General features: G+C 66.2%; 19 protein-coding genes. 14 read left to right on the top strand and 5 right to left on the bottom strand.

Annotation, left to right across the window (positions count from 1 at the left end; translation table 11 throughout):
* Positions 1-120 precede the first annotated feature (120 nt).
* From IPG61_16300 to IPG61_16280, 5 genes are all read left to right on the top strand, one after another.
* Positions 121-1161: a radical SAM protein gene (locus IPG61_16300; GenBank protein MBK6735602.1), complete on the top strand. Its 1041-nt coding sequence runs from the start codon at positions 121-123 to the stop codon at positions 1159-1161.
* A 1049-nt stretch (positions 1162-2210) separates the two neighbouring features.
* Positions 2211-2408 (top strand): hypothetical protein, encoded by a 198-nt coding sequence (locus IPG61_16295; protein MBK6735601.1) that lies wholly within the window; start codon positions 2211-2213, stop codon positions 2406-2408.
* Between the two features lie 86 nt (positions 2409-2494).
* Positions 2495-3184, top strand: coding sequence for a hypothetical protein (locus IPG61_16290; GenBank protein MBK6735600.1), 690 nt, complete (start codon positions 2495-2497; stop codon positions 3182-3184).
* 656 nt (positions 3185-3840) lie between these two features.
* Positions 3841-4587 carry a hypothetical protein gene (locus tag IPG61_16285; protein MBK6735599.1) on the top strand — a complete coding sequence of 249 codons (747 nt, stop codon included), beginning with the start codon at positions 3841-3843 and terminating at the stop codon, positions 4585-4587.
* Positions 4562-5974 carry a T9SS type A sorting domain-containing protein gene (locus IPG61_16280; GenBank protein MBK6735598.1) on the top strand — a complete coding sequence of 471 codons (1413 nt, stop codon included), beginning with the start codon at positions 4562-4564 and terminating at the stop codon, positions 5972-5974. The genes IPG61_16285 and IPG61_16280 overlap by 26 nt, the downstream gene beginning before the upstream one ends.
* 170 nt (positions 5975-6144) lie before the next feature.
* Here IPG61_16280 and IPG61_16275 read toward each other — a convergent pair whose 3' ends face one another.
* The gene (locus IPG61_16275) at positions 6145-6768 is read right to left on the bottom strand and encodes a lamin tail domain-containing protein (protein ID MBK6735597.1); all 624 of its coding nucleotides are present in this window, start codon (positions 6766-6768) and stop codon (positions 6145-6147) included.
* Between the two features lie 349 nt (positions 6769-7117).
* Between IPG61_16275 and IPG61_16270 the strand changes: the two genes are divergently transcribed.
* Positions 7118-7591: a DUF1801 domain-containing protein gene (locus tag IPG61_16270; protein MBK6735596.1), complete on the top strand. Its 474-nt coding sequence runs from the start codon at positions 7118-7120 to the stop codon at positions 7589-7591.
* A 305-nt stretch (positions 7592-7896) separates the two neighbouring features.
* On the opposite strand, the gene IPG61_16265 is transcribed toward IPG61_16270, so the two are convergent.
* The gene (locus tag IPG61_16265) at positions 7897-9378 is read right to left on the bottom strand and encodes a tetratricopeptide repeat protein (protein MBK6735595.1); all 1482 of its coding nucleotides are present in this window, start codon (positions 9376-9378) and stop codon (positions 7897-7899) included.
* Positions 9379-9696: 318 nt separating this feature from the next.
* Between IPG61_16265 and IPG61_16260 the strand changes: the two genes are divergently transcribed.
* Positions 9697-10284: a hypothetical protein gene (locus IPG61_16260; GenBank protein MBK6735594.1), complete on the top strand. Its 588-nt coding sequence runs from the start codon at positions 9697-9699 to the stop codon at positions 10282-10284.
* A gap of 300 nt (positions 10285-10584) precedes the next feature.
* Here IPG61_16260 and IPG61_16255 read toward each other — a convergent pair whose 3' ends face one another.
* Positions 10585-11685: an IS110 family transposase gene (locus IPG61_16255; protein ID MBK6735593.1), complete on the bottom strand. Its 1101-nt coding sequence runs from the start codon at positions 11683-11685 to the stop codon at positions 10585-10587.
* A gap of 245 nt (positions 11686-11930) precedes the next feature.
* Between IPG61_16255 and IPG61_16250 the strand changes: the two genes are divergently transcribed.
* Together IPG61_16250 and IPG61_16245 are read left to right on the top strand one after the other, a co-directional pair.
* A complete protein-coding gene (locus IPG61_16250; protein MBK6735592.1) occupies positions 11931-13442 on the top strand; it encodes a glycosyltransferase family 39 protein in 1512 nt (503 codons plus the stop codon).
* Positions 13443-13651: 209 nt separating this feature from the next.
* On the top strand, positions 13652-14440 hold the full coding sequence (locus IPG61_16245) for a heme-binding protein (protein ID MBK6735591.1): 789 nt from the start codon (positions 13652-13654) through the stop codon (positions 14438-14440).
* Between the two features lie 108 nt (positions 14441-14548).
* Here IPG61_16245 and IPG61_16240 read toward each other — a convergent pair whose 3' ends face one another.
* Positions 14549-17302 carry a T9SS type A sorting domain-containing protein gene (locus IPG61_16240; GenBank protein ID MBK6735590.1) on the bottom strand — a complete coding sequence of 918 codons (2754 nt, stop codon included), beginning with the start codon at positions 17300-17302 and terminating at the stop codon, positions 14549-14551.
* Positions 17303-17476: 174 nt separating this feature from the next.
* Between IPG61_16240 and IPG61_16235 the strand changes: the two genes are divergently transcribed.
* From IPG61_16235 to IPG61_16215, 5 genes are all read left to right on the top strand, one after another.
* Positions 17477-19213, top strand: coding sequence for a hypothetical protein (locus tag IPG61_16235; protein MBK6735589.1), 1737 nt, complete (start codon positions 17477-17479; stop codon positions 19211-19213).
* On the top strand, positions 19210-19668 hold the full coding sequence (locus IPG61_16230; protein ID MBK6735588.1) for a S9 family peptidase: 459 nt from the start codon (positions 19210-19212) through the stop codon (positions 19666-19668). The genes IPG61_16235 and IPG61_16230 overlap by 4 nt, the downstream gene beginning before the upstream one ends.
* A gap of 167 nt (positions 19669-19835) precedes the next feature.
* The gene (locus tag IPG61_16225) at positions 19836-21368 is read left to right on the top strand and encodes a M14 family metallopeptidase (GenBank protein ID MBK6735587.1); all 1533 of its coding nucleotides are present in this window, start codon (positions 19836-19838) and stop codon (positions 21366-21368) included.
* Positions 21369-21584: 216 nt separating this feature from the next.
* Positions 21585-22301: a hypothetical protein gene (locus tag IPG61_16220; protein MBK6735586.1), complete on the top strand. Its 717-nt coding sequence runs from the start codon at positions 21585-21587 to the stop codon at positions 22299-22301.
* Positions 22298-23164, top strand: a complete 867-nt coding sequence (locus IPG61_16215) for a nucleotidyl transferase AbiEii/AbiGii toxin family protein (GenBank protein ID MBK6735585.1) — start codon at positions 22298-22300, stop codon at positions 23162-23164. The genes IPG61_16220 and IPG61_16215 overlap by 4 nt, the downstream gene beginning before the upstream one ends.
* A gap of 80 nt (positions 23165-23244) precedes the next feature.
* Here the strand turns inward: IPG61_16215 and IPG61_16210 are convergent, their stop codons facing one another.
* Complete coding sequence (locus tag IPG61_16210; protein MBK6735584.1) at positions 23245-24051, bottom strand: YaaA family protein; 807 nt, start codon at positions 24049-24051, stop codon at positions 23245-23247.
* Between the last annotated feature and the right edge of the window lie 140 nt (positions 24052-24191).

Here is a 24191-nt window from a genome sequence, read left to right as displayed (position 1 = left end):
ACTGGCTTGCGCCGGCGCAAGTCTCACGGCGCCGTCACGGTTGATGCAGGAGCGGTGAATCGACCTTGGACTGCGTGTGTGGTAAGGTGCGCTGGTCACCTGCCGGAGGTCATGATTGCCATGCGCACACGAGCCGCTTCGCTGACGTACAAGGCCAGGATGGTGCTGGCCGCCGTCACCCACCGCGAAGCCTTTTTGCCTCCTTCACCTCGCCCGCTCCTGGTGTCGATCGACCTGACGGAAAACTGCCAGGCGCGCTGCCGAACCTGCAACTACTGGCAGGTCCGCAAGGAAGAGCCGATTTCCACGGCGCGCGCCAAGGCGCTTGTGGATGAGATCGCCGGCCTCGACTTCGAGTACATTCGCTGGATCGGGGGCGAACCCCTCCTGCGCGAGGATCTTTTTGAAGTTCTCGCGCACATTCCCACGGGCCGCTTCTCGAAGGTCATCCTGGGTACCAACGGGCTGCTGCTGGATCGATACGCGGACCAGATCAATGACTCCTGCCTGACCAACGTCAGTGTTTCCCTCGACGGCTTCGGCAAGACGAATGAGCTGCTGCGTGGCATCGACTTCGAAACCGTCCGCCGTGGGCTGGGCCGCCTGAAAGGCAAACGGATCAAGATCGCCAGCGTGGTTACGAAGCACCTGGCCGGTGATATAGGTCCATTGCTCGCTTGGTGCCGGGAAATGGGATACGACTATGACATCGTTCTCCCCAGCCGGGTGCTGCCGTATTCCGCGGCTCCTGACATCCAGGAAAACCTGACCGCGCTGTGGCCCGATGCGCGGCAAACCGAAGCCGTGCTGGACGCGATGCTCCAAAGCGGCATGACCACACGGTCAGTGGCCGCCGATGCCCGCACATTCCTGACGAAGCAGGAGTATCCGTTCCGCCATTGCCTGCTCGGCTATGCCGAGACGCGGATCGTCTCCAACGGGGACGTCTACGGGCCATGCTTCGAGTACGGAGCGCTTGGCAATGTGCTGCGCGATCCGCTCAATGCCATTCTGGCACCTGAGCGCACGGCACCCGGTGCACGACGGATGTTTCGTCTGGACTGTTCGCGGTGCCTGCTCGGGTGGCAGATGTCGTCCGTCTTCGAGCGACCGTGGGCAAACCTGCCCTATGCCGCGAAGCGGCTGCGCTCCCGGCCCTAGTCGGGGCGACGCCGACGCGCGTCATCGCCTGGTGGCTTGTTTCCAATAGCCTCTGTCGTTGTGGTAGAATCATGGAGAATGCCCGGCATCCTCGATCCACCCGGGCCCCGGGGGACGGTCCCGGCCATCAGGGGAATCGCCCGCGCGTCCGGACGCAGATCCCGGCGTGCCACACTTCGGAACGAAAGCTGCCATCCATGTCGCGACTGCTGATCCTCCTGATGGCGCTGCTGCTGGTGGCCGTGCCTGCCGCAAGCCAGACAATCGTCCATTCACCGAATTCCATCGGCATCTACACCACGGCATCGGCCACCAGTTCTGAGATCTTCCAGCCTCCGCTGTACACCCCCATCAGCATCTACTTCGTCTGGAGCCGAGCTCGCCCGCCTTGGTGCCCAACCGGTTGGCGTTCACTTACCGGAACGGTGCCAGCTCGGTCCATGTCGGCGCGTACGGGACCCAACCCCTGTTCAGCCTGCCCCAGTTCGCGATCGGTACGCACCTCAACCCGCCGGTGGCTGTCGAATCGGCTGCCTTCGGGGCGGTGAAGGCACTGTTCAGGTAGCGCCTTGCGCCGGCGCAAGTCGGAGCGTGCGCCCGCGACGCACCTGCGGTGTGCGGCGCTGACTGCGGCGGTGCGCGAAGCGGTGAGCCGGGAACTGGATGCGCTGGCGCGGCAATACATCGCAGGCTCCTGGGGTGGGGACCGGGCGGGGATGGTGCGAATGACGATCGAGTCCGGCCGCCGCCTGGCCGGGAGCCGCTATCTTGGGATCATCGAACGCCAACGGGGAGTGGCAGGGAATGGAACACGCTGAGGACGGTGGCCGACGCGGCCGGTGCCTGTGGTGTGGGCAGGAGCGCTACGATCTGTACGCCATGCCCCACCGGTGCGAATACAACGGCATCCTCGTGCCCACGCACGCGCCCATCCGCACCTGTGCCGATCACGCTGAACTCATGCACGCCTACCTCGTGAAGACGGCCAGAACTCGCGGTGGACGCTGCTCGGGAGCATCCTGGCCGGCCTGTTGGTCGTTGGCGGCGGCATGGCCAGGTCCGATGGCGTGATCGTGCTCGGCTTGTTGGTCCTCGGCGCGGGGTTGCTGCTCTTTCCCCACTGCACGCCCGAGACGGTCCGCCGCCTCGGCGTGCTGCAATCAGTCTGGCTCGCGCGCTTCATCGGCGTCGTGGTGACGGTCGTGGGCGTGGCCGGGCTCGTGTACCTGGGCCTGGCGGCACGATGACCGCGGCGACCATTCCGCGAAGGATTGTCGGGGTCATGATCGTTATGACTTGTCTCCCGGCGGGCGACGCACTCGCGACGGCGAGCGTGGCCAAGATACTGGGCGACATGTCGTATCACGATTCGCAGGATCTTGTTGAGGCAGGCGATCGCATGAAGAGAGATGCCATCGCGCTGGGGCTCGACATCAATGAGATACAGACGGATGGATTGGGGGCCAGCCTTGGCGACACGGCGAGCGGCCTGCTGCGAGTCGGGATCGGGATCATTGGCGTCGACTTGAACATGCGCGGCCGTTCTTATCCGGAGCGCCTGTTGTTGGAGAAAGCAGCCGACGATACTTCTCGATTTGTGGCGATCCTTGTTACAAACCGGGGCTTGTCAATTGCGGAAATGGCCGATCTCTTTCAGGGTGGCGTTCGCGTCCTCGCGATGGTGCAGCGGAATGTGTTCGTATTGCGCGCTCCGGTGGCGGCGCTTAGTCGCGTCAGCCGGATGGGCTACTGCGGGAGAGTTGAGGAATTCACTCCCGCGATGAAGCACCTGTCGACGTGGAACGCCTCCCAGTCTGGTTACGATATTTACTACTTCGGATCGGAACATGAGCATGCGATGCGCTTACGTGATATCGCGGACCTCGGTCTCGAATACCGGGGTGGGTTCCCTCCAATGCGGGGGCTCGCAGTGCGGGGTCCGTGGGAGCGTGTGCAGCAGTTACGGAATCTGTGGTGGGTGCGTTTCATTGCACCGTACGTACCGCCGACCATCGAAGATTGAGCCTGTCCGCTCGTGCTCGACGAGACCGACGGGCGGGCGGGGATCCTCGCTCACCTCGGCGAGCCGACCCGGCGGATTGACGGGCTGGCGGCTCCGTGGATCAATCACGGGACGTGGAGCGGCTCCGGGCCGGGGACATGGCGGTTTTTCCTGCGATCCGCCAGGATGCCGCAGCATCGTTCCGGCAGGCGGAACGATTGTGTGCTGTCGTTTTCGGTCCTGCGTCAGGTCCCGGGCGAGGGGCAGCCGCATCTCTGGACCGCGCCCGGGTGGTGGTGTGGTATTATTGCAGCCATAGTGCCTCCGGCAGCTACCCGGCCGGCTGAGATGGCCGGGCCCGCGGTTGGTACGGAGGTCGGCTCGGGCAATTGCCTGGCGCGGCTGGAGCTACAGGTAGAAGCGGAGACGGTGAGGATGGGTTTGGTTGGGTGAACGGTCATATGGCCTGACTGCAAACGTGTTGCCGTAGTCGCAACCCGGGGGAGAAACATATGGAACCGCAGACTCTGTTGGATAGTGCCCACGGGCACATGACAGCTAAGAGTCCTTCAATCCTGGGATTTCCCAGATCCAGGCAATTTGATCTGCTATCGCGCATGATCGTGCCCGTCTTGTTGGGATGCTTGTTCTTTTCTGGCAGGGCAGCCGCTGAATGCGTGAACTACGCTGACTACCTGCACTGGGCTTGCAATGTTTCGGTGGACGCCCCGGCCTATGATGTCGCCGTTACGGGCACGCACGCGTACGTGGCCAACAGTTCGTCGGGTGTCCTGGTGGTCGACATCACGAATCCCGAGAAGTCGTACATAGTGGGCAGTGTCGACACGCCAGGGGACGCGCGAAGCATTGCCGTCTCGGGAGACTACGCATACGTCGCTGATTACTCATCCGGCCTTCAGGTGATAGACATCTCCGACCCAACGAGTCCGCACATTGTCGGAAGCGTGGAGGCCACCGGAGGGTGGACTTACGGAATCGCGGTTGCTGGCGAATATGCCTATGTGACAGACAATGTTGCTGGGCTGTTGGTGATCGATGTTTCCAATCCGCAACAACCTTGGATCGTGCGCGGCGTGAGCCTTCCGTATTGCAACGGAGGCGTTGCAGTATCGGGCTCTTACGCCTACGTCGCCACTTCGGGAGGTGCCGCAACGGCGATGGATCTCCATGTAGTTGATATCTCGAATGCCTACGCCCCCCATGCTGTTGGTGCGGTCAGCACTCCAGGTGCTGGAAATAACGTAGCTGTCGTTGGCGGTTATGCATATGTAACTGCAGGTCTGGACGGACTACAAGTGGTCGATGTCGGCGACCCATCCAACCCCAGTGTTGTTGGCAGTATTGATACCCCCCAGCGGCGCACGCGGCGTGGCTGTCATGGGGGACCTTGCCTATGTGGCTGATTACTCTTCCAGTCTTCAGATTGTCAACATCGAAGATCCGACGGACCCGATTGCAGTCGGCGCGTTCGACCTGGAGGGCTATGTATATGATCTCGCTCTGGGCGATGGGTACGCCTACGTTGCCGACTGGAACCACGGTGTGCATGTCATCGACATCTCAAACCCCGATCGAGTTGTACCCCTCGGCACCACTTCGCTCCCGAACACGGGGTCCAGAATCGCGACCGCGGGTAGCTACGCCTACGTAACATTGGGAAACAATCGCGGGCTGGCAGTCGTCGACATCGCACTTCCCGAGGCTCCAGTCGTCATTGGAAGTGTCGCATTCCCGGGATCGGCCAAGGGTGTTGCCGTTGCGGGCAATTACGCCTATGTCGCCAATGGGCTTGGGCTTCAAGTGGTCGATGTCACGCACCCGGAAGCCCCGGAGCCCGCGGGCCTGGTCGATTCGCCGGGTGACGCAAGAGCAGTGGTCGTTTCGGGCCACTATGCCTACCTCGCGGACTGGGGTGGGAGCCTTCATGTGGTCGATGTGGCAAATCCGGAGATTCCGGCAATCGTGGCAAGCGTTGGCGTGTCGGTAAACGCGGGCCATGTGGCGGTGTCCGGTTCTTTTGTGTACGTGGCGTGCCAGGGCTTCGGCGTGTGGGTGATTGACATTTCCAATCCACTGATGCCTCAATATGTCAGCCAGATCGTATTGCCGTATTTTGCGACCAATTTTGCGTACAATGTTGAGATTGATGGCACTCATGCTTACATCATGGAAGGAGGCTCAGGATTCCACGTCGCCGACATCAGCAACCCATATGCACCCCTCATTGTCTGCAGCGTCGATACGCCCGGCGGTGCATCGGACATTGCGATCGCCGGTGATTACGCATACGTCGCAGACGGGCGATATGGTTTGCATGTTGTCGACATTTCCACACCGGTGAACGCGCATGTTGTGGGCGGGATGGACCCCACCCCAGTTGAATTTGATGGCCAGGTGCTGTCGGTTGTGGCAGCGGGTGATCTTGTATACGCGACGCATAACCAAGCCGGCTTCTTCGTGGCGCCGACGCAGTGCAGCTCCCAGCCGAGTGCTGTGGAGATTGCGCCATCCGAAATCGAGAGCGTTGTTGCGGTGTTTCCGAATCCAGCCCCACACCGTGTTACTGTTCGCTTCGGCGGCTTGCGCAGCAGCGCTTACACCGCAATCGTGCATGACATTGCCGGCCGGCGCGTGCGAGTGCTTGAAACAGAAGTTCCAGCTGGGGACACGCATGATCTCGTCTGGGACGGACGGGATGCGAACAACCGCGAAGTTGCAGCAGGAATCTATTTTCTCCGCATAGAATCAGGGACATTCGCAGCAACAGCGCGGGTTGCAGTCGTACGGTGACGCAACAGCCGACTCAGGATGGCAAAGAAGTCGATATCGAGGTCCCGGATCGCGCCGTCATGCCGTAAGCTCCCCCTCCCGCCAAGGGAGGGGGAGCTTACTATCCACGGACTCATCCTGTCGCGCGACCGGTGTCGGCTTCGCGGAGGCGTCGCGCCGGCCGTTCCGGATCAGCGGAACAAACCCTTGACCGCACCCCATGTCGACGATTCGGCGGCCACGATGGTGCAGTTGTTCGTGTGCGTCCCCAGATCCGTGAACGTGTCGAGGGCAAAGCCATCGTAATTCACGGCGGGATCGTAGACGTCACTGGAGTCGATGTCGCCGGTGCAATCGCTCGCCTTGCGCACGAGAGTGTGATTCAGCGTCGTGGCGGTACCGGTACCCCATTCGATGCCCGGGTCCTCGCCAAGCCGGCCTATCGAATCCTGGAGAATGCCGTCCCAGTACAACAGGAGGACGTCGTCGCCGTTATAGAAGGTGAACTCGCTGTGCACGACGTCGTCGGCGACGTCGAGGATGGCCTGCACCGAGGCGGCGTTGGCGATGACCCAGACGTCGCCGGCGGCCAGCGTGCCGGAGAGGGTCGCAGTGTAGGATAGCGTCGTGCTGCCGTTATTGTAGCGCTCCACCACGACCTGACTCAGATCGATCGGCTGATTGGTGTTGTTGTAGATCTCCACGGCTTTGTTGTTGCTCGAGCCTTCGATGTATTCCGAAAAGAAGATCGGTGAGTCGGCCAGAGACACTCCAGCCAGGGAACATGCGACGAGGATCGCCAACACGGACTTCATGGTGTCGCCTTTCTTCGGGATCGGCGGGCGGCGCAGCGGCGGGGGACTCCCTTCCGCCAGCGAGTTCGGCGAGGCGCGCGCCCGATGGCACCGGAACCGTACCATGGCTCGATTAATATTGCGATGCGGGAATCAATGGCGTCTTGCTCCCGACATCAGGCGTCGAAAGACAGCCGACAACTGGCCGCCCGGACACGCGGCGATGCCGGCGGATTGACGGGCTGGCGGCTCCATGGGACAATCACGGGGCGTGGAGCGGCTGTGGATCGGGGGATATGGTGGTTCTTTCTACTAGCCGCAAGAGTGTGGCGCGCGGACGACCTGCAACAGGGACCGGGAGGTCCACAAAGTGACGAAGACGAAGACGGTCGCGCCCAAGGCGCCGGCGAAGAAGTCCGCGCCGAAGCCTGCGAAGGATCCCGCGAAGGTCATTGCAAAGGCAAAGCGGCCCGAGCCCTCAGCAAACGACTTCCTCGCCGCCCTTGAGCACCCGCTGAAGGCCGATTTCGAAGCCGTCCGCAAGACGATCCTCTCCGCCGACAAGTCCATCAGCGACGGCGTGAAGTGGAACGCGCTGTCGTTCCGGACCACCGAGTGGTTCGCGACCGTGAACCTGCGCTCAAAGGACACCGTCCAGCTGATCATGCATCTCGGCGCCAAGCCGGGGAAGGAGGCGCCGGCCAACGCCATCCCCGACACGAAAGGCCTGCTGAAATGGCTCGGCAAGGATCGCGCGATGGCCACGCTCGGTAGCGGCGCCCAGCTCAAGGCCAATCTCCCGGCCCTGAAGGCCATTGCGAAATCGTGGATCAGGCACGTCTGACGCGCATCAAGTGCTCGGCCCGCATGGCCGCTTGCGCTTGGGGAGCCAGGGCCTGGCGGCGGCGAAGATCCGACCGCCAGCGTCCCGTCGGACTTCCTGACATGCATGGCGCGATGGACGCGGATCGGATCGAGGCCCTCGGCGCCCGACTCCCGCCGGTAATGCTCCACCTCGCGTGAGCACAGTTGGCAGAGGCCGTCGTAGTATACTTTGACACCGGACGGCGCCATGTCTGCCATCTTCCGCATTCGGTCACGCCGGACCGCGCCCAAGGCTGTCGGCTTCCTTCCGTAAGTGTAGCGCGGTCAGCCTCCAGCCAGGGCGGACATCCGCGCCTCGAGCCGGTCCACTTCCCTGCGCGCCGGAAATTCCGGATCCGATCCGCCGAGGCACCACTTCAGTCGCTCCAGGGCGGCCCGCGCGGCAGTGCCCTGCTGAAGTTCCAGATGGCACTCCACCTTCAGGACCAGCGCCGCGACCAGCCGCGGATTGACCGCGAGCATGCGATCCAACTCCACGAGCGCCGATGCCGCGTCACCGCCGGCCAGCAGGTCGGCCGCCAGTCGTCGGTGCAGATACCATCGTTCGTGATAAGGCTTGGCGGCCAGCGCCTCGATGGCGCGCCGCCAGGCGCCGGCTCCGGCCTGGACATCGCCCCGGGCGTCGGCAACGCGGGCCTCGAACTGGAAGTCGTCTCTGCCGATGACCTCGACGGCTTCCCCGGCATCCTGATCGTCTCCGTCCTCGCGCCAGACCGCCAGAGAGGAGTCGACGACGGCCCGGCCCCGGTCCGCCTGCCCCTGCTCGGCAAGCCGGAAACAGCGCATCCGCACGCTGAGCTTGTCGTCGGGATAGCGACTGATGTAGCTGGCCGTTGCGCGCTCCGTTTCTTCCACCAGACCGAGTTCGCGGAAGGTGCGGATGATCATGAGGTCCACCAGCATCTCCAGGTCGGAACCGGCGACCTGTGTGCGCACCTTTTCCAGGATGTCCATACCGCGCGCGATCTGCCCGCGCACGAGGTAGCTTCCGCCCAGATTGATCAGCGACTGGTAGAAGTCGGGCTGCATGGAGACCGAAGCCAGGAATTCGGCTTCCGCCTCCTCGTAGCGGCCCATCACCATCAGGATTTCGCCCAGCGAGTCGCGCGCATTCGCCAGCCCGGGCGACAGGAACGCATACTTCTGCATGTGGTCAATGGCCTCGTCGAAGCGGCCGCGACCGAGTTCCATGTAGCCGAGCATGTTGTAGCTGATGGCGTAGTTCGGATCGATGTCGAGTATGTCCAGCCAGGCCTGTTCGGCCGCGTCCTGGTCGTCGACGCGCATGGCCTGGGCTGCCACGGCCACCAGGACGTGAATGTTCTTCGGCTGTTCTTTCCGCAGGCGCGCCAGCAGCGAATCACGGTCGGTGAAGAAGCGGCTGCGGCGGAAAGCGCCCATCCGGAGTTGGGCCACCATGCGGCGGTCGTCGTCCCGGATCGCCTGGACCAGGCTGTCGGCGCGCGCCAGTTCCACCTTCATATTCCGGCGCTCACCGAGGCGATAGAAGGCCATGGTGCGCGCGATCGCCGCCTCGGCCAGCGATGGATCCATCTCCAGGCACTGCCCCAGCTTCCGTACGGCGTCCTGCAGGCGCAGCGCGTTCAGATCCCTGGTGCCGTCATCGCAGAGGGCCAGCGCCGCAGGGTTCCCGGAATGTGGGGCGGGCCCGTCCAGTTTCGCCAGGCCCCAACCCAAGCCGGCCACGAGTACGGCGATGACCAGAGCCAGGCGCAGGTATTTCACGAAATCCTCCGGGACTGCTGCGGGAACGGAATCATCCAGCGACTGATACGCGCCGTCCATGCGACAGGGCCAACCATGAATACGACCCCCGGCGCCGGCGGGTTGCAAACGTCGCCGCGCCGCGGCACGCTGCCGTTCGCCCATCTGACCGCGCCGTCCGGAGATGCTGGTCGGTCCGGTTGACTTTGCCTTGTTGGATGTGGGACAGTTGTGGCGGGAGATCCCATCGACCGCGTTCCCGCCCGCTGCGCGTAGCCGGGGCGCGGATCGCCGCGACGTGACGAGCGATACGCATGAAAAACCCGGGAGGTCGATCCCATGAAGCGATGCCTGCGCCTGTTCCTGCCGATCGTGCTGGCCGCGCTGGCCGGCCCGGCCGCGTTCGCCGGACTGGACCCGGACCGTGACTCGATGGGGATCTACTTCGACACGGCCGGCAACACCAACTGTGCCGCCCTGAACCCGTTCATTATCCAGCCCGCCTACCTGCTGCTGGCCAACCCGTCGGCGCCGACCGGCGGCTTCGCCTGCCGCGTCTCCATGGTGGGGGCGCCGCATTTCGTGCTCTCGACGGACCTGGGCGGGCGGCTGGACATCGATGCCGCGCTCGATGGTTTCCTGGTCGGCGGAGAGTCCCCGTACCCGGTGGCCAGCGGCCACATCGTGTTGGCCACGTTCCAGGTCATGCTGCAGGCGGCGGGGCATCTGGCCTTCTACATCCGGCCGCCGGTGCCCCCGTACGGAACCTGCCCGGGCCCCGTTGTCTGGAGCGTCGACGGGACGGTCCGCTGCTGCGGCGTGTCGTCCGGACATGTGAGCATCCCGGTGGCTGGCTGGAACAGCCCGACCTGCCCGGTGGCAGCGGAATCGCTCAGCTTCGGCGCGATCAAGGGCCTGTACCGCTGATATGGAGTGACCCTTGTCAAGGCCGTCTTCTTCCGGGGAGGCGGCCTTTCTCTTTCGGGTTGGCGATTCCGGCAGCCAGAGAAGGCGGATGAGGCAGGACGCTTCGACGACGAGTCACTCTGATATACGCGGGTTGCGCCGGCGCACCGGTGCCGTGCCGCATGACCGTGCTCCGTCGTGAGGTACCGCACTCTGAAATCGTGAGTCTGGACGTTGGAGTCCAGTCGCACAACGGTAACGCGGGTTCTCTGGATCGTGCCTGCTCTCATCCGTCGTCTCCGGCTGCCGGTTCGATCGTGTTCAGGCCTCGCTGGGCTGTGCCTCGCGCAGCGTCTCCCACACGTACCCGATCAACATGCGTGCGATGGCCACGACGATGGTGTTGTGGTGCTTGCCCTTGCCCGTCATCAGTCTGTACTGCCGGCACAAGCGCTGTTGTGCGCGGTCAGCCCTGGCGATCACCGCCGCCGGTTGACCGCGTCGGCGCTTGGCCAGCTTAACGCCCACGGTGGGCTTGTGCCGATAGTGCCAGGCGGTCTCGATCAGCAGGCGGCGCAGGTGCCGGTTGCCCGTCTTGGTGATGCCACCTCGTCGTCGATGGTCGCCGCTGCTGTACTCGCACGGCACCAGCCCGAGGTAGGCCATCAGGGAAGGTGCCGTGGTGAACCTCCGCACGTCGTGCAACTCCGCGGTCAGGCACAGTGCGGTGACTGTATCGATACCCCGGAAGCAGCGCAGATGGGCGACCGGCGTGCGGTACGGCTCCTGTTCCGCCGCAGTGGCCAGTTGCTCGTCCAGTGCGGCGACCCGTGCCTCTTGCTGCTCGAGCGCCAGCAGGTAATCCTGGAATACGATCTGGTCGGCCGGTCGCTCGAACTTCAACCCGTGGAGCCAGTACCGGTGCTGCTGGGACCACAGGTACCCGGCGTGGAAGCTCAGGCTGCGACGCAGCAGGAACTTGCCCAGCCGGTGCCGGGCCCGCACCAGGTCCAACTGCGCGTCCTCGCGACAGCGACACAGGTCCCGGACCGCTTCCTCGTCCTCGGTCGGCGGGTGAACGGCCGTCAGTAGCCCGGCGCTGTGCAACTCGGCCAGCTTGCGGGCGTCCCGATGGTCGGTCTTGATCCGGTCGCCGTGGCGGACCGGGATCAGCGACGGGGCGGCGATCATGCACTCGATCCCGGCTGCCTGGAGCTGCCGCTGCAGGCCATAGCCGGTCGGCCCGGCCTCGTAGACGCAGCGCAACGGGGCGTACGCCTTGAGCTTGCGGATGAACCGGCGCAACGCGGTCGGCTCGTGCGTGACCTCCCACTGGTTCACTTCACCGGTCGTGGGGCAGAGCATCGCCACGGCGATCGTCCTCTTGTGCACATCCAGCCCGACGTAGGTTATACTGCTCATTGCCGGCTCCCTTCGTCGCATGCGGCTCTGGCGCCTCGGCGCTAACCCGCGACTGCGGTGCTTGCCACCCGGCCGCCATCGCCTACCACCTGAACGACGGTGGCGACGATACGACAAGGGGGCCGGTCACTCCATAGGGTCTGACGTGAAGTGAACCGCCCCCGCTGCAACATTTTCGCGGAACTCACGTCGGGGACCGCTCACGATATCCGACTACCATGCGGCACCGAACGGATCCCGGCCCGATGTCCAACGTCGCCAGCGCCTTGAAGCCCGATGCCGTCGGCCGGCCCGAACCGCTGTCCCGTGCGGTCGCGTTGCTGGCCGGCATGAAGTTCCTGGCCCACATGGCAACGGCCGGCAACTACCCGTTCCACCGCGACGAACTCTATTATCTGGTCTGCGGGCGGCACCCGGCCTGGGGCTACCCGGATCAACCGCCGCTGACACCGTGGCTGAGCGCCGTGAGCGAGCACCTGTTCGGGCTCTCGCCCTGGGGCCTGCGGTTGTGGCCCGCCCTCGCCGGCGCCACGATCGTGCTGCTCGCTGGCTGGCTGGCATCCCGCTTCGGTGGCGGCCGCCGGGCCCAACTGCTGGCGGCCCTGGCGGTCGGGCTGGCACCGGTGTACCTGATGTCCGGCTCGCTGATGCAGACCGTCGCGCTCGACCAGCTGTTCTGGGTAGCCAGCGCCGCGGTCCTGGTCGCGGTCATCAACGGCGCATCGCCACGGCTGCTGGTCGTGTTCGCGCTGCTGTTGGGGCTGGGCCTTTGGGCGAAGCTGACGATTCTCGTCTGGGGTGCCGGGCTGCTGGCGGGACTGGTGCTGACCCGCGACCGTCGCCTGCTGGGCGGCCGGTGGATCTGGCTCGGTGCCGCGATTGCCGCCGGATGTGCCGTGCCCATCGTGCGGTGGCAACTTGACCACGGCCGACCGCTGCTCGAATTCCTCGCCAACAACCGGGCCGACGACGAACTCAGCTCGTCGGGATTCCTGCGGTCGCAGATCGGCATGTCGGGGCCCATCGCGGGCACCGCGTTGCTGCTGGCGGGATTCGCCTTCCTGCTGGGCAGCCGGGCGGGGCGGCGCTGGCGTTCGCTGGGTATCGCCATCGCCGTCGCGTGGGCGATCTTCCTGGTCACCGGCGGCAAGCCGTACTACGCGGGTCCAACCTACCCCATGCTCTTTGCCGGGGGTGCCGTGCTCGTGGAACGGCTGCTGGCCCGGCAGCGGTCGCGCGTCTGGGGCCGGGTGGCCGCAGGACTGCTGGCGTCGCACGTCGTGATGACGCCTCTATCCCTGCCGATCATTCCCGCCCGTCATCTCGGCGCCATCATGGATCGGCTGCCGAACGACGACTGGGCGAACATGTTCGGCTGGCAGGAAATCGCCGGCCAGATCGCGGACGCGTGCAAGGCGCTGACGCCGGCCGAGAGCGCCGGCCTGCGCATCCTGGCACCGAACTACGGCGTGGCTGGAGCCATCGATGTCTACGGCGCCGCGCTCGGGATGGCGCCTGCCCTCAGCGGACACAACGCCTATGCCTTCTGGGAGTCGTCGCCGGCCCTCGATCCTCTGGTCTTCATCGGCTACGACGCGGCGTGGCTGGGGCAGATGTACAGCGAAACGCGCTCCCTCGGCGCCCTGGCTGGTGCCGACCTGGGACCCCCGGACGAAAAGGGACTTGGCATCATCTACTGCCGCGGCTTGAAGGTTGCACCGTCTGCCCTGTGGAAAGACCTGCGCCATTTCGACTGATCCGCCGGGCCGCCCTTCCCGATCGGAGCCGCCACAGTTGCGCCGGCACAAGTGCCCGCCGGCACCACTCGTTAGTGTATCAATAATGTCTAGAAAAATTCTATACAAACAATTGACAGATCTCGCTCCCTGTGCGATACTGTCATCTGTCGGATCGACAGTCGAGACAGCGACATGCTGACCCCATCAGCCATTGAGGAAGGTCACGGATGAACGAACGCCTGAAGTTCCTGCCCGCCGCCGCGCTGGCGGTGCTGGTCTCGACGCCCGCTCCCTCCCGTTCCGCGACGGCGGTTCCCGCCCCGGGCCAAACGATACGCCTGGGTGGCGACACGGAGGTCGTTTCCCGGCGCATCGGTGACGACTGGGTGAGCGGCTCGGCGGCCATCACCACGCCCCTGCCGGTGGGATACCCGGCACCGACTCCGCCGGGCGCCATCGAGTTGAAGACCTATCCGTCGTTGCGGCGCGCGGAGGTCACCTCGAAGGTCGGCAACGCCGGCCTCGCCATGAACATGGCCTTCTTCCCGCTGTTCAACCACATCCAGCGCCGCGAGATCGCCATGACATCGCCGGTGGAGATGGACTATCGGGGGTTGTCGGTCGGCGGTGAGCCGTTGCCGGTCGCGGCCGAACCCGCGCCGCTCAAGGCGATGACGATGTCGTTCCTCTATCGTTCCCCCGAACTGGGCCCGGTGGGCGCCGATGCCGAGGACGCGAAGGTCGTGGTCGTGGATACCGAGCAGGCCACCTACCTGTCGCTCGGCATGCAGGGCGGCTATTCGCTTGAGCGCGTCCGGGAAGGGATGGCGCAGTTGCACGAGTGGTTGGCCGCCAACCCCGGGTGGGAGAGCGTCGGCGACATCCGCGCCCTGCATTACAACGGCCCGGAGAGACGCGATCAGGACAAGTGGCTCGAGGTGCAGGTGCAAGTGCAGGTGCAAGCCGCGCCGCGGGCGGTGGAGCAGGCCGACCAGGCGAGCGTGCCGCGCGGCTGACGCGCACCGTCCCCGGCCACGAACCCGTCCACAAGCTTGAGCACAAGAAAGGGCGTGGCGGCCATCGCGGCCGCCACGCCTGCTTTTCGTCCTGGTCCGTCCGCGCCCTTATCTCACCAGCATCATCTTGCGCGTCTGCACGACGCCGTCGGCCTCGAGCCGGCCCAGATACATGCCGCTGGCCAGCCCGCGCCCGTCGAACCGTACGCTGTGTTCGCCGGCCGCGATGTCGCCGTCGACCAGCGTCGTCACCAGACGGCCGCGCGTGTCGAACACGCGCAAGACGGCGTGCGCGTCGCGGGACAGCCGGAAGGCGATCTCGGTGAGCGGGTTGAACGGATTCGGGCTATTTGGCAGCAGCTCGGCTCGCGCCGTCGCCGGCAGGTCGGGACGTGTGTCGGGCACACCGGAGGCATAGACCGCCGGGAAGCTGAAGACGTACATCGCCGACGACGCCACCGCGCCGCCGTCCTTCGCCACGCCGTCCTTCGCGACATCACCGCTCGCCGGCACGATCAACCCGTTGCTCATGAGGAACACCAGGTCGGCCTGGCCGTCGCCGTCGAAGTCGGCGATGCGGACGTCCTGCATCTCGCTGCCGGGACCCAGGACGATGTCCTGCCGCGCGAAGCCGCCGCTGCCGTCGCTGCGATAGACGGTCACGGCGTCCGGATCGCGGCAGGCCACCGCGAAGTCCTGTCGCCCATCGCCGTCCAGGTCGCCGGCCGCGAAGGCCACGGGCATGCCGGCGGTCGGGTAGACCGGGCCGTCCGTGAAGTAGGGTGAAATGACCGCCGCCATCTGCAGCATGCGTGCGCCGAAGCCGGTCTCATCGGTGGTCACGATGTCGTACGGCCCCTGCGGCCCGCGGAACTTCGCGACCGCGAACGGGTGCGGCGAGTCGATCCGCGGCGCGATGCCCAGTCCGGCCGATTCGGCGTTGTAGCTGTAGCCGGACGCGGAGATTTCAGCCAGGTGCTGGACACCGGCCGCATCGGTGTTCAGCGTCAGCAATTCCCGGTAGGGGGCGCCGGTGAAGTTGCCGAACTGCAGGCCGACGACGCCGGTGAACCACGGGTAGAGGTTGTCGGCGACCGGGCTGCGGAACCCGCCGGCGCCGTCGGACAGGTAGAACTCGAGACGGTCGCCGAGAAGCCCCGGGGTCAGGCAGACGAGGTCGCCGAACCCGTCGTTGCTGACGTCGGAGATCGCGAGCCCGCGCATCTCCCCTTGCCCGCCGGCGCTGTCGAGCGGGGCCAGTTCGAAGGCGGCGCCGAAGCCGGGCACGCCGCTGTCCCACGGCACCCAGGCCGGCGCCTCCGCGCCGCGCCCCACGGCCACGCCGCCGAGCAACGGGTCGGCCGCGAGGTGGGTGATGGCCGGACCGGCATCGGCGCTGCCGATCTCGGTGAAATTCAGGCCAAGGGTGGAGGTGAACGCCCGCAGCGAGGCGGTGGCGCTCTCGAACCCGACCAGCAGCTCGGGGCGGCCGTTGGTGAGCGTGAGCTCGCCCACCTCGAGCACGCGCGCCGGATCGCTTCCCAGCGGTATCCGCGCGCTCCGGGGCGCCGGCGCGCCGGTGACGTTGAAGGTCCGGTCGCCGAGACCGGGATAGATGGTGATCACGCCTTCCGCCAGGAAGGCGACGTCGAGGTTGAGGTCGCCGTCCAGCTGGTCCACGGCGAGATCGAACCGCGCGTTCGGCGCAGGCGTGGCCGGCCCCACCAGGTAGAGGTTCTCCTCTTCCACGTAAGGAGGAAAGTTCTGCCGCCACACGGTGATGCCCGTGTCGAGCACTTCGGAAACTTCGGTCGACGGCCCGAGCAGGTACGACAGCGACACCACCTCGAGCACGCCGTCGCCGTCGAGGTCGCAGGGGATGGCGCGCAGGTCGTCGCGCAGGAAGTTGGAGATCGGTCCCAATTCCAGGCCCAGCCCCGTCCCGGTGTTGGGGTGGAGGGTCAGGACGCTGTTGCCGTAGTAGTGCCCGCTCGTCAGCAGGTCGGGCAGCCCATCGCCGCCCCAGTCCAGCGCCCGCAGCGGCTGTTCGTTATCCGCCACGCCGCCGATGAGGGTCCAGGGGCCGAAGCCGCCGCCGAACTGCCCGTAGCGCACCTGGCCCGCCAGCTGGTTGCTGGAAGGACCGGTCGGGATCGTGCCCATCTGCACCTGATCGGGAAACCCGTCGTTCGAGAAGTTGGCGGTGATCATCTGCAGCGGGAAGAAACCCGGCGCGAGCTCGAAGTCCGCCGGCCACGCCTGGAGGCCCTGGAACGTGTAGATGCCGCTGGTCGCCGAGCCGCCCTGGGCGGCGGCGATGAGCGTCCAACCGGGGCCGGATGGGCTGGCGCCGATGGTCGAGATCGAGGCCGGCAGCCTGGGCCGGCGGTCGAGCCCGCCGACGATGCTGGCATCGACGAGCGGTCCGGGGCCCAGGTTGCGCAGCACACTGAGGCCCCAGGGCGCGAAGGGATCGCTGCCGTAGGTCACGTACAGGATGCTGAGCCGCCCGCCCGCCGGCCCCAGGCTGGGCACGAGCTGGATGGGCATCCCCTCCCGGTCCAGGTTCGGCAACTCGTAGGACTCGCTGTCCAGCCAGAAGTCGTTGTAGCGCCGGAACACATGGACCGTCGCCGGGTAGGTGTCATCGCGCAGCGTGACGATCTCGTTCGTCCCGTCCAGGTCCATGTCGCCGACCAGCATCAGCCGCGCCCCGGGAGCCGTCAGGGACTGCACGAGGCCCTGTGCTCGGGACGCCGAGGTGTTGCCGAGCCCGAGGCCGAGGAGCGTCGCCGCGGCCAGGACGTACGCGCGGCCCGGACGGCGGCGTCCGCAGTGGGTCGAAGCAGGGTTTGTAGGCATGGATTCCCCCTTGGGTGGCTTGCACCCGGTTCAGTAATCTCCCTCCCCATATATCATATCATAATGATATGTTTATTCAAGAGGCAGCCGCCGGGCGCGCCGACGCAACCGTCCGGTCCCGAGAGGACGTGGCTACTCGAGGCACCTTGATCATTCCGCCAAGGCACGCGCTTCATGGCGATCTGCACGCGCCGTAACACGACCCGGGAGTTGAGAATGCGCTGTCCTGCCGTTCTGCTCGCTTTGCTCAGTCTCGCCGCTGCGGGTGCGACAGCCGCCTCGCAACCTGCGTTTCCGGCCGGTGCACACGCCGATACGCTGTTCGGCATCGTCGTGCCGGATCCCTATCGCCGTCTGGAAGACGCCGAAGATCCCGCTGTGGCGAGTTGGCTTGCACTTCAGGAAGCGCACACGCGAACCACTCTGGCGGCGATTCCCCGGCGTGAGGAACTGGCCGCTCGCCTCGCCATGCTGCGCACCATGGGCTCAGGCATCCGGCAGTCCATCGACACTCCGGCGGGGCTCATCCTTGTCCGCGAGGGCGCGCAGGGGGTGTCGATCACCATCCGGAATGAGGCCGCCGATGGCAGCGACACCGCTGAGCGCATGATCTTCGATACCTCTCCGCACGAGTCGAAAGAAGCCGCCGACATCGTTGCCTGTGCTCCCACCGACGACGGGCTCCACATCGCCGTCGGCCTCACTCGGGTCGGCGATGCGGACCCGGAGATCCTCGTCGTCGAGACAGCTTCGGGTCGTCTGCTGCCGGACCGCATCGGCGACATCCTGCTCGCAAGCGGCGGCAGTATCCGGATTGCCTGGCATCCCGATGGATCCGGATTCTTTCATGCGCGGACCGTGCCGGGGGCGCCGGCGAGCGAGCGCTTCTTTCGTGGCCGGATCCACTTTCACCGACTGGGCACTGAAGCGGAGGCGGATGAAGCCGTCTTCGGCTTCGGGCTGTCCGCGACGGTGCCGATGGCGCCGGCGGACACGCCGAGTCGCGTGATCACCTCGTCCGGCTCGCGTTGGCTGGTCGGCTATGTGTGGGAGGCGGCAAGCTTCGGTGTCTCGATGTACGCGACACCTCTTGATAGCCTGCGCGGTGCGACCACGCCGTGGCGCCGGATCGCCACACCCGCCGACAAGCTGGACAGACTCGTCCTGGTTGGGGATGCCGCCTACGCCCTCAGCGCCAATCTGGCACCGCGTGGCCGGCTCGTCCGCCTGGACCTCACCGACCCTGCCGGCACCTGGGAGACGATACTTGCCGAAGGTTCCGGAGTGCTGGTGGATCTGCGCGCTGCCAAGGACGCGCTCTATCTGAGCGAGCGCATTGGCGGATCCATGCTTTTGCAGAGGCTGCCCCATGGGGATCGCGTGGCAACGCCCGTCGATCTGCCCGTCACCGGAACGCTGGCCCTGAGCGCGCGACCCGACGTTCCGGGTGTGCGTGTGACCGTCGAGTCGTGGCTGCTGCCCCCGCGCAGCTTTCGCTACGATCCCGCGACACGATCCGTGCGGTCCGCTGGTATCGAGCCGCCCCTCGCTGCCGATTTCGCCGATATCGTTGCCGAACGCACCATCGCGATCACCGGCGACGGCGCGGCGATCCCGGTCTCGATCGTGCGCTCACTCCGGACGCCGCTCGACGGCGGCGCACCGCTCCTGCTCGAAGGCTACGGCGCCGCCGGCGTCGCCGTCGATCCCGTCTTCCAGCCCGAGTTGCTGGCCTGGGTCGAACACGGCGGGATTTATGCGTTCGCACATGTGCGCGGCGGCGGCGACTGGGCAGCGCCTGGCACGAGGCCGCGCGGCGCGAGCGCCGGCCGGTCGCCACGGCGGATTTCATTGCGGCGGCCGAACACCTTGTCGCGAAGCGATACACCCGGCGCGGAGGCATCGCGTTGATGGGGATCAGTGCCGGTGGGCTGCTCGTCGGAAACGCCATCGTCGACCGGCCCGATCTGTTCGGCGCCGCGATCCACGATGTCAGCCCCGCCGACCTTGTCGGCATGTCCCGTCAGCCGACCGGAGCGCGGAATCTGAGCGAGTACGGCTGGGACCAGACAGCTGCGGGGCTGCGGGCGATCCTGGCGGCATCGCCCTACCAGCGTGTGCGCGACGGTGTCGGGTACCCCGCAGTGCTCGTGCACAGCGGCGCGGAGGACTACAACTTCGGGCCCGGGCAAGGCGCCAAGTATGCAGCCCGCCTTCAGGCTGCGAACGGCGGCGCGCGGCCCGTTCTCCTGGACCTCGATCGTCATGGCGGCCACGACGCCTACCTGTTCGGACCATCGGAAGGGCTCGCGGACGCATTCGCCTTCGCGCTCTGGCAGCTTGGCCATCCGGACTTCCAGCCATGAATAGTTGGCAAATCTGTATGGCTTGCGAGCATGATGCTGGGACCTGATGCACCGTCCGCTCAGGAGATACCCGTGCGACCGCGAAGGGGCCGAATCGGCGCCCAGGTCGGCGAGCGGGGCGGGTTGAATTTCCTGTCTTCTCAAGCACCCGTACCAATGAGGTTCCCATGCCCCCGCTGACCCGCGCCGAATCGAGCGGCTACACATTCACGAGCCTGCACGCCGACGTGATGGCGTTCATCGCCGGGCTCGCGGCGATGGGCGATCCGCGCCTGCATGTCACGAGCTTCGGCGCCAGCCCCGGCGGGCGCGAACTGCCGCTGCTGGTGCTGTCCGCGGCCGGCGTGAAGACGCCCGCGGAAGCGCGCCGCCTGGGCCGGCCGGTGGTGATGGTCGTCAGCGGCATCCATCCCGGCGAAGTGGAAGGCAAGGAAGGCTGCCTGATGCTGGCGCGCGACCTGCTCGCCAGAACGCCGGGCCTGGACGCGGCGCAGGTCCTCGAGAACGTGACGCTGGTGATCGTGCCGCTGTTCAACCCCGACGGCAACGACGCCATCGACCCGGGCAACCGCGCGCTGCACCTGCCGAAGCTCAGGGGCCAGTTGGGCCCCGACAGCGGCGTGGGCACGCGCGAGAACGCCGCCAAGATCAACCTGAACCGCGACTACCTGCGCTATGCCTCGGCGGAGATGCGCCTGTTGCAGACGCGCGTCTGCCAGCCCTGGGCGGCCGACCTGACCATCGACAACCACGCCACCAACGGCTCGGTGCACCGCTTCTCGATGACGTACGACATCCCGCACACGGTCGAGAGCGGCCGCGAGGAGCCCATCCGCTACATGCGCGAACGCCTGCTGCCGCCGGTGACGGCGGCGCTGCGCGCCAACCACGGCCTGGACGCGGGCTGGTACGGCAACTTCGTCGAGGACGAGCGCGTGCTCGACACGGGTGGCGAGGCCGATCCGGCGACGTCCGTGCGGGAGGGGTGGCTGACGTACCCGCATCATCCGCGGTTCGGCAGCAACTACCGTGGACTGACAAACCGCATGGACCTGCTGCTGGAGTGCTACAGCTACATCCCGTTCAGCGAGCGCGTGCGCACCGCGTACGCGTTCATGCTCGAGACGCTGCGGTATGTGGCGGCGCACGGCGACGAGGTGGTGCAGACGGTGGCGCTGAGCCGGGCGCCGCGCGACCGGATCGCCATCCGCTATGCGCTGGAGCGGTGCGCCGAGCCCGTCGAGATCCTGACGCGCACGCCGCGCACGCTGGACGGCGCGCCGTGCTCGGTGACGTTGCCGTACCTGGGGCGGTTCACGGGCACGAAGGTGGTGGAACGTCCGGCGGCGTACCTGGTGCCGCGCGCGCTGGGCGATCACCTGCGGTTGCACGGGCTGGCGGTGCGGGAGGCGACGGGTGCGTACGAGGTCGAGGCACCGGTGGTCGAAGGCATCGGCCAGATCGGGGGGCGGGCCATCCTGGAGGCGGCGGCGGTGGGTGAGCTGGCGGTCAGCTGGCGCCGGTCATCGCGCGCGGCGTTCCCGGGCGCCGTGCTCGTGCCGATGGACCAGCCGCTGGCGGCGATCGCCGCTTACCTCTGCGAACCGGAGAGCGATGACGGGGCGGTCGAGAACGGGCTGTTGGCGGCGCCGCAGCTGGGTGACGAGCTGCCGTTGTGGCGGGTGGTGGCGCTGGGCTAGTAATGAATAGTCGTATATTTGACAATATCCAATGAATGCCGTATTGTGGCAATTAATGCTTGTTGTTGACTGGTAAAACTTGGAAGATGTCCAATGAATGCCAACCAAAAGCTAAAGAGATCTGCGGCTGGAATCGACCTGGTACGGCTACTAGCCTGCGAGGGCTGCCGCATCTTCACCACGGAGCATGCCCGGGAAAGGGCCCCGCAGGTAGGCTTGAAGGACGATTACCTCGTGGAGGCCCTGTACCATCTGCGGCGTGACCGCTGGATCGTCCAGTTGCGGCGGGGGCTCTACGCCCTGACTGCCGAGGTCCCAGGGGTAGCTCCGATCCACGAGTTCGAGATCGCCATGGCTCTGGTCCAGCCGGCGGCCGTGTCGCACTGGTCGGCCATGCACTTCCACGGGCTGACACAGCAGGTACCCCGCAGGGTGTATGTCCTGACGACGACGGATGTCTCCACGCCACGGAAGCGAACCGCCGGGCGCTCCGACGGGAGTGACGGATTCCCCGCCGGAGGCGCGACCTTCACCTTCGTTGGGGTCTACGACACGCGGTTCTTCGGCACACGGCAGGTCTGGATCGGCGAGGCCCGCGTGACGATGACCGATCCGGAACGCACGCTGATCGACGGTTTGTCGAAGCCGCAGTTCTGCGGCGACTTCGCGGAAGTCCTGCAGGCGTTCCAGGTCCGGCTGGCCGAACTGGATCTGGACCGGATCATCGACTACGCCGTCCGGCTCGATGGCGCCACAGCCAGGCGGCTCGGTTGGGTACTGGAGCATCTGGGCCTGGAGTCCCCACACCTTGAACGGCTCCGGTCGGCGCCGGTCATGGGATACCGGACTCTGGATCCAACCGGTGAACGGCAGGGTCCTTGCGACGGGCGCTGGATGATCCAGGTCAACCTGCCCGGAAGGATCGCGACGTGAGACCACTGCGCACCCGGCTTCAGGAATCCCGGAGGGACCTGGGCCTGCCATGGGAGGTCCTGGAGCGGGACTATCTGCTCTCGTGGATTCTGGCCGGCATCGGTCAGGTGCCAGCTTTGAAGGGTTCCCTGGTCTTCAAGGGAGGCACGGCGCTCAAGAAGTGCTACTTCGGGGAATACCGCTTCTCCGAGGACCTGGATTTCACAGGGCTACCGGACGCCCCGACCGGCGATGCGTTGTTCGCCGCCGTCAGCGAGGCCTGCGCCGCCGCTGCCGAACTCATCGATGAATATGCCCCCGTCGGAATCGAATGCACCCGCTACGAGGAGCGGGAGCCGCATCCCGGCGGACAGGAGGCCTTCACGATTCGCGCCCGGTTGCCGTGGCAGAAGTCATCGACCACGCGCGTGATGGTTGAGGTGACGGTGGATGAGCCCCTCCTGAAGACCGCAATCATGCGGCCGATCCTGCACGAATACGGCGAGCCGATCCAGGCAGATGTCCAGGTCTATACCCTGGAGGAGATCGTAGCGGAGAAGCTCAGGGCGATTCTCCAGCATGCGCGCAGGCTGGAAGAACGGGGTTGGGGCCGATCGCGCGCACGGGACTACTACGATCTGTGGCGACTGTTTGGTGCCTACGGTGACAGGATGGACTTCGCGGGATTCGCGGATCTGCTGAGTGCCAAGTGCGCCGTGCGGTCCGTCGCGTTCTCGCAGCCGGATGACTTCTTCCCCGACGCTGTTCTCGACCATGTGGAGAGGACCTGGGCGCAATGGCTCGGTCCGTTGGTCGCGGAGCTGCCGCGTTTCGAGACGGTGATCGCCGAACTGCGGCCGCGGATCGGCGCAGTGATTCGATAGGCCACGAAGCGGTTGCCGACTCCGCCCGCGCTGCTGGACCTGCTGGCCCAACCAGTGCCCCGCCGGCTGCGCAGGCACTGCTACTGCGGCGCGCGAACGAACAGCCACTCGCCCGCCTGCGGCGGCGCCTCGGCCGCCTCCCAGCCCATCGCCGAGAACCCGAGCAGGTCTGCGGGGCCGTGGGCTCCGGTGTCGAGGGCGTACCGCAGCAGGGCGCCGCGCGCCATCTTGGCGTGCACCACCGGCGTGACCAGCCTTCCGCCGGCCCGTCGCTCCTTGAAGACGGGCCGCACGATCGGCCCGCGCAGCCGCTTCTCGTCGACGGCCTTCAGGTACTCCTGGGAGGCGACGCTCAGCACGGGTTCGTCGTCCTGCAGCTCCGCGTTGAGCGCGTCGGTGAGCCGTTCCCGCCAGAACCCGGTCAGGTTCGTTTCGCCCGGCGGTGCGAAGCGGCAACCCATCTCCAGACGATAGGCTTCGACGCGGTCGAAGGGACGCAGCAGGCCGTAGAGCCCCGAGAGGATGCGCAGCCGGCGTCGTGCCCGGCGCCGGGCGGCGGCGTCGAGGGTCGACGCGTCGAGATGCCTGAAGACCAGGCCGGAGAAGGCGTAGAGCGCAGGGACGACCGGGGAGTCCGGCCCGCCCCAACGCTGCAGGCGCAACCGGGTCTCGTCGGCCAGCTCGGGATTCAGGTCCATCAGACGGGCGAGGGTGCGCGCGTCGTGTCGCCGCAGGGCCTTCACGAGTCCACGGGCCGTGTCGGCAAACGAAGGGTCGGTCGTGGCCAGGCGGGACGGTGTCGAGTTGTCGAAGTCCATGAGCTTGGTGGTATTGACGAGCAGCAGCAATGGGTCCTCCGCCGTGATCGGGTGTTCTGGCGGGAACATCGCAGTGATTCAATCCGCAGGCAACCCCCGCCGGCTAACAACGCATGGATCCGGCGCCTGAAAGCAGTCGCCGCTGTCGAACCTCCGCCGCGCCGCGGCCCGCTGCTGGGCGCTGCTGCTGGTGCGGAGCTACGAAGTAC

Source organism: bacterium, assembly GCA_016703265.1.
Classification (GTDB): domain Bacteria; phylum Krumholzibacteriota; class Krumholzibacteriia; order LZORAL124-64-63; family LZORAL124-64-63; genus CAINDZ01.
Note: the sequence above shows the minus strand (reverse complement) of the source record. Positions and strands in the feature narration are given on the sequence as shown.

Bases quoted from the DNA above. Each gene is read 5' to 3' on its own strand.
- IPG61_16300 (MBK6735602.1), top strand. From the start codon at position 121: ATGCGCACACGAGCCGCTTCGCTGACGTACAAGGCCAGGATGGTGCTG.
- IPG61_16295 (MBK6735601.1), top strand. From the start codon at position 2,211: ATGGCCAGGTCCGATGGCGTGATCGTGCTCGGCTTGTTGGTCCTCGGC.
- IPG61_16280 (MBK6735598.1), top strand. From the start codon at position 4,562: ATGGGGGACCTTGCCTATGTGGCTGATTACTCTTCCAGTCTTCAGATT.
- IPG61_16275 (MBK6735597.1), bottom strand. From the start codon at position 6,768: ATGAAGTCCGTGTTGGCGATCCTCGTCGCATGTTCCCTGGCTGGAGTG.
- IPG61_16260 (MBK6735594.1), top strand. From the start codon at position 9,697: ATGAAGCGATGCCTGCGCCTGTTCCTGCCGATCGTGCTGGCCGCGCTG.
- IPG61_16255 (MBK6735593.1), bottom strand. From the start codon at position 11,685: ATGAGCAGTATAACCTACGTCGGGCTGGATGTGCACAAGAGGACGATC.
- IPG61_16250 (MBK6735592.1), top strand. From the start codon at position 11,931: ATGTCCAACGTCGCCAGCGCCTTGAAGCCCGATGCCGTCGGCCGGCCC.
- IPG61_16245 (MBK6735591.1), top strand. From the start codon at position 13,652: ATGAACGAACGCCTGAAGTTCCTGCCCGCCGCCGCGCTGGCGGTGCTG.
- IPG61_16240 (MBK6735590.1), bottom strand. From the start codon at position 17,302: ATGCCTACAAACCCTGCTTCGACCCACTGCGGACGCCGCCGTCCGGGC.
- IPG61_16235 (MBK6735589.1), top strand. From the start codon at position 17,477: ATGGCGATCTGCACGCGCCGTAACACGACCCGGGAGTTGAGAATGCGC.
- IPG61_16225 (MBK6735587.1), top strand. From the start codon at position 19,836: ATGCCCCCGCTGACCCGCGCCGAATCGAGCGGCTACACATTCACGAGC.
- IPG61_16210 (MBK6735584.1), bottom strand. From the start codon at position 24,051: ATGTTCCCGCCAGAACACCCGATCACGGCGGAGGACCCATTGCTGCTG.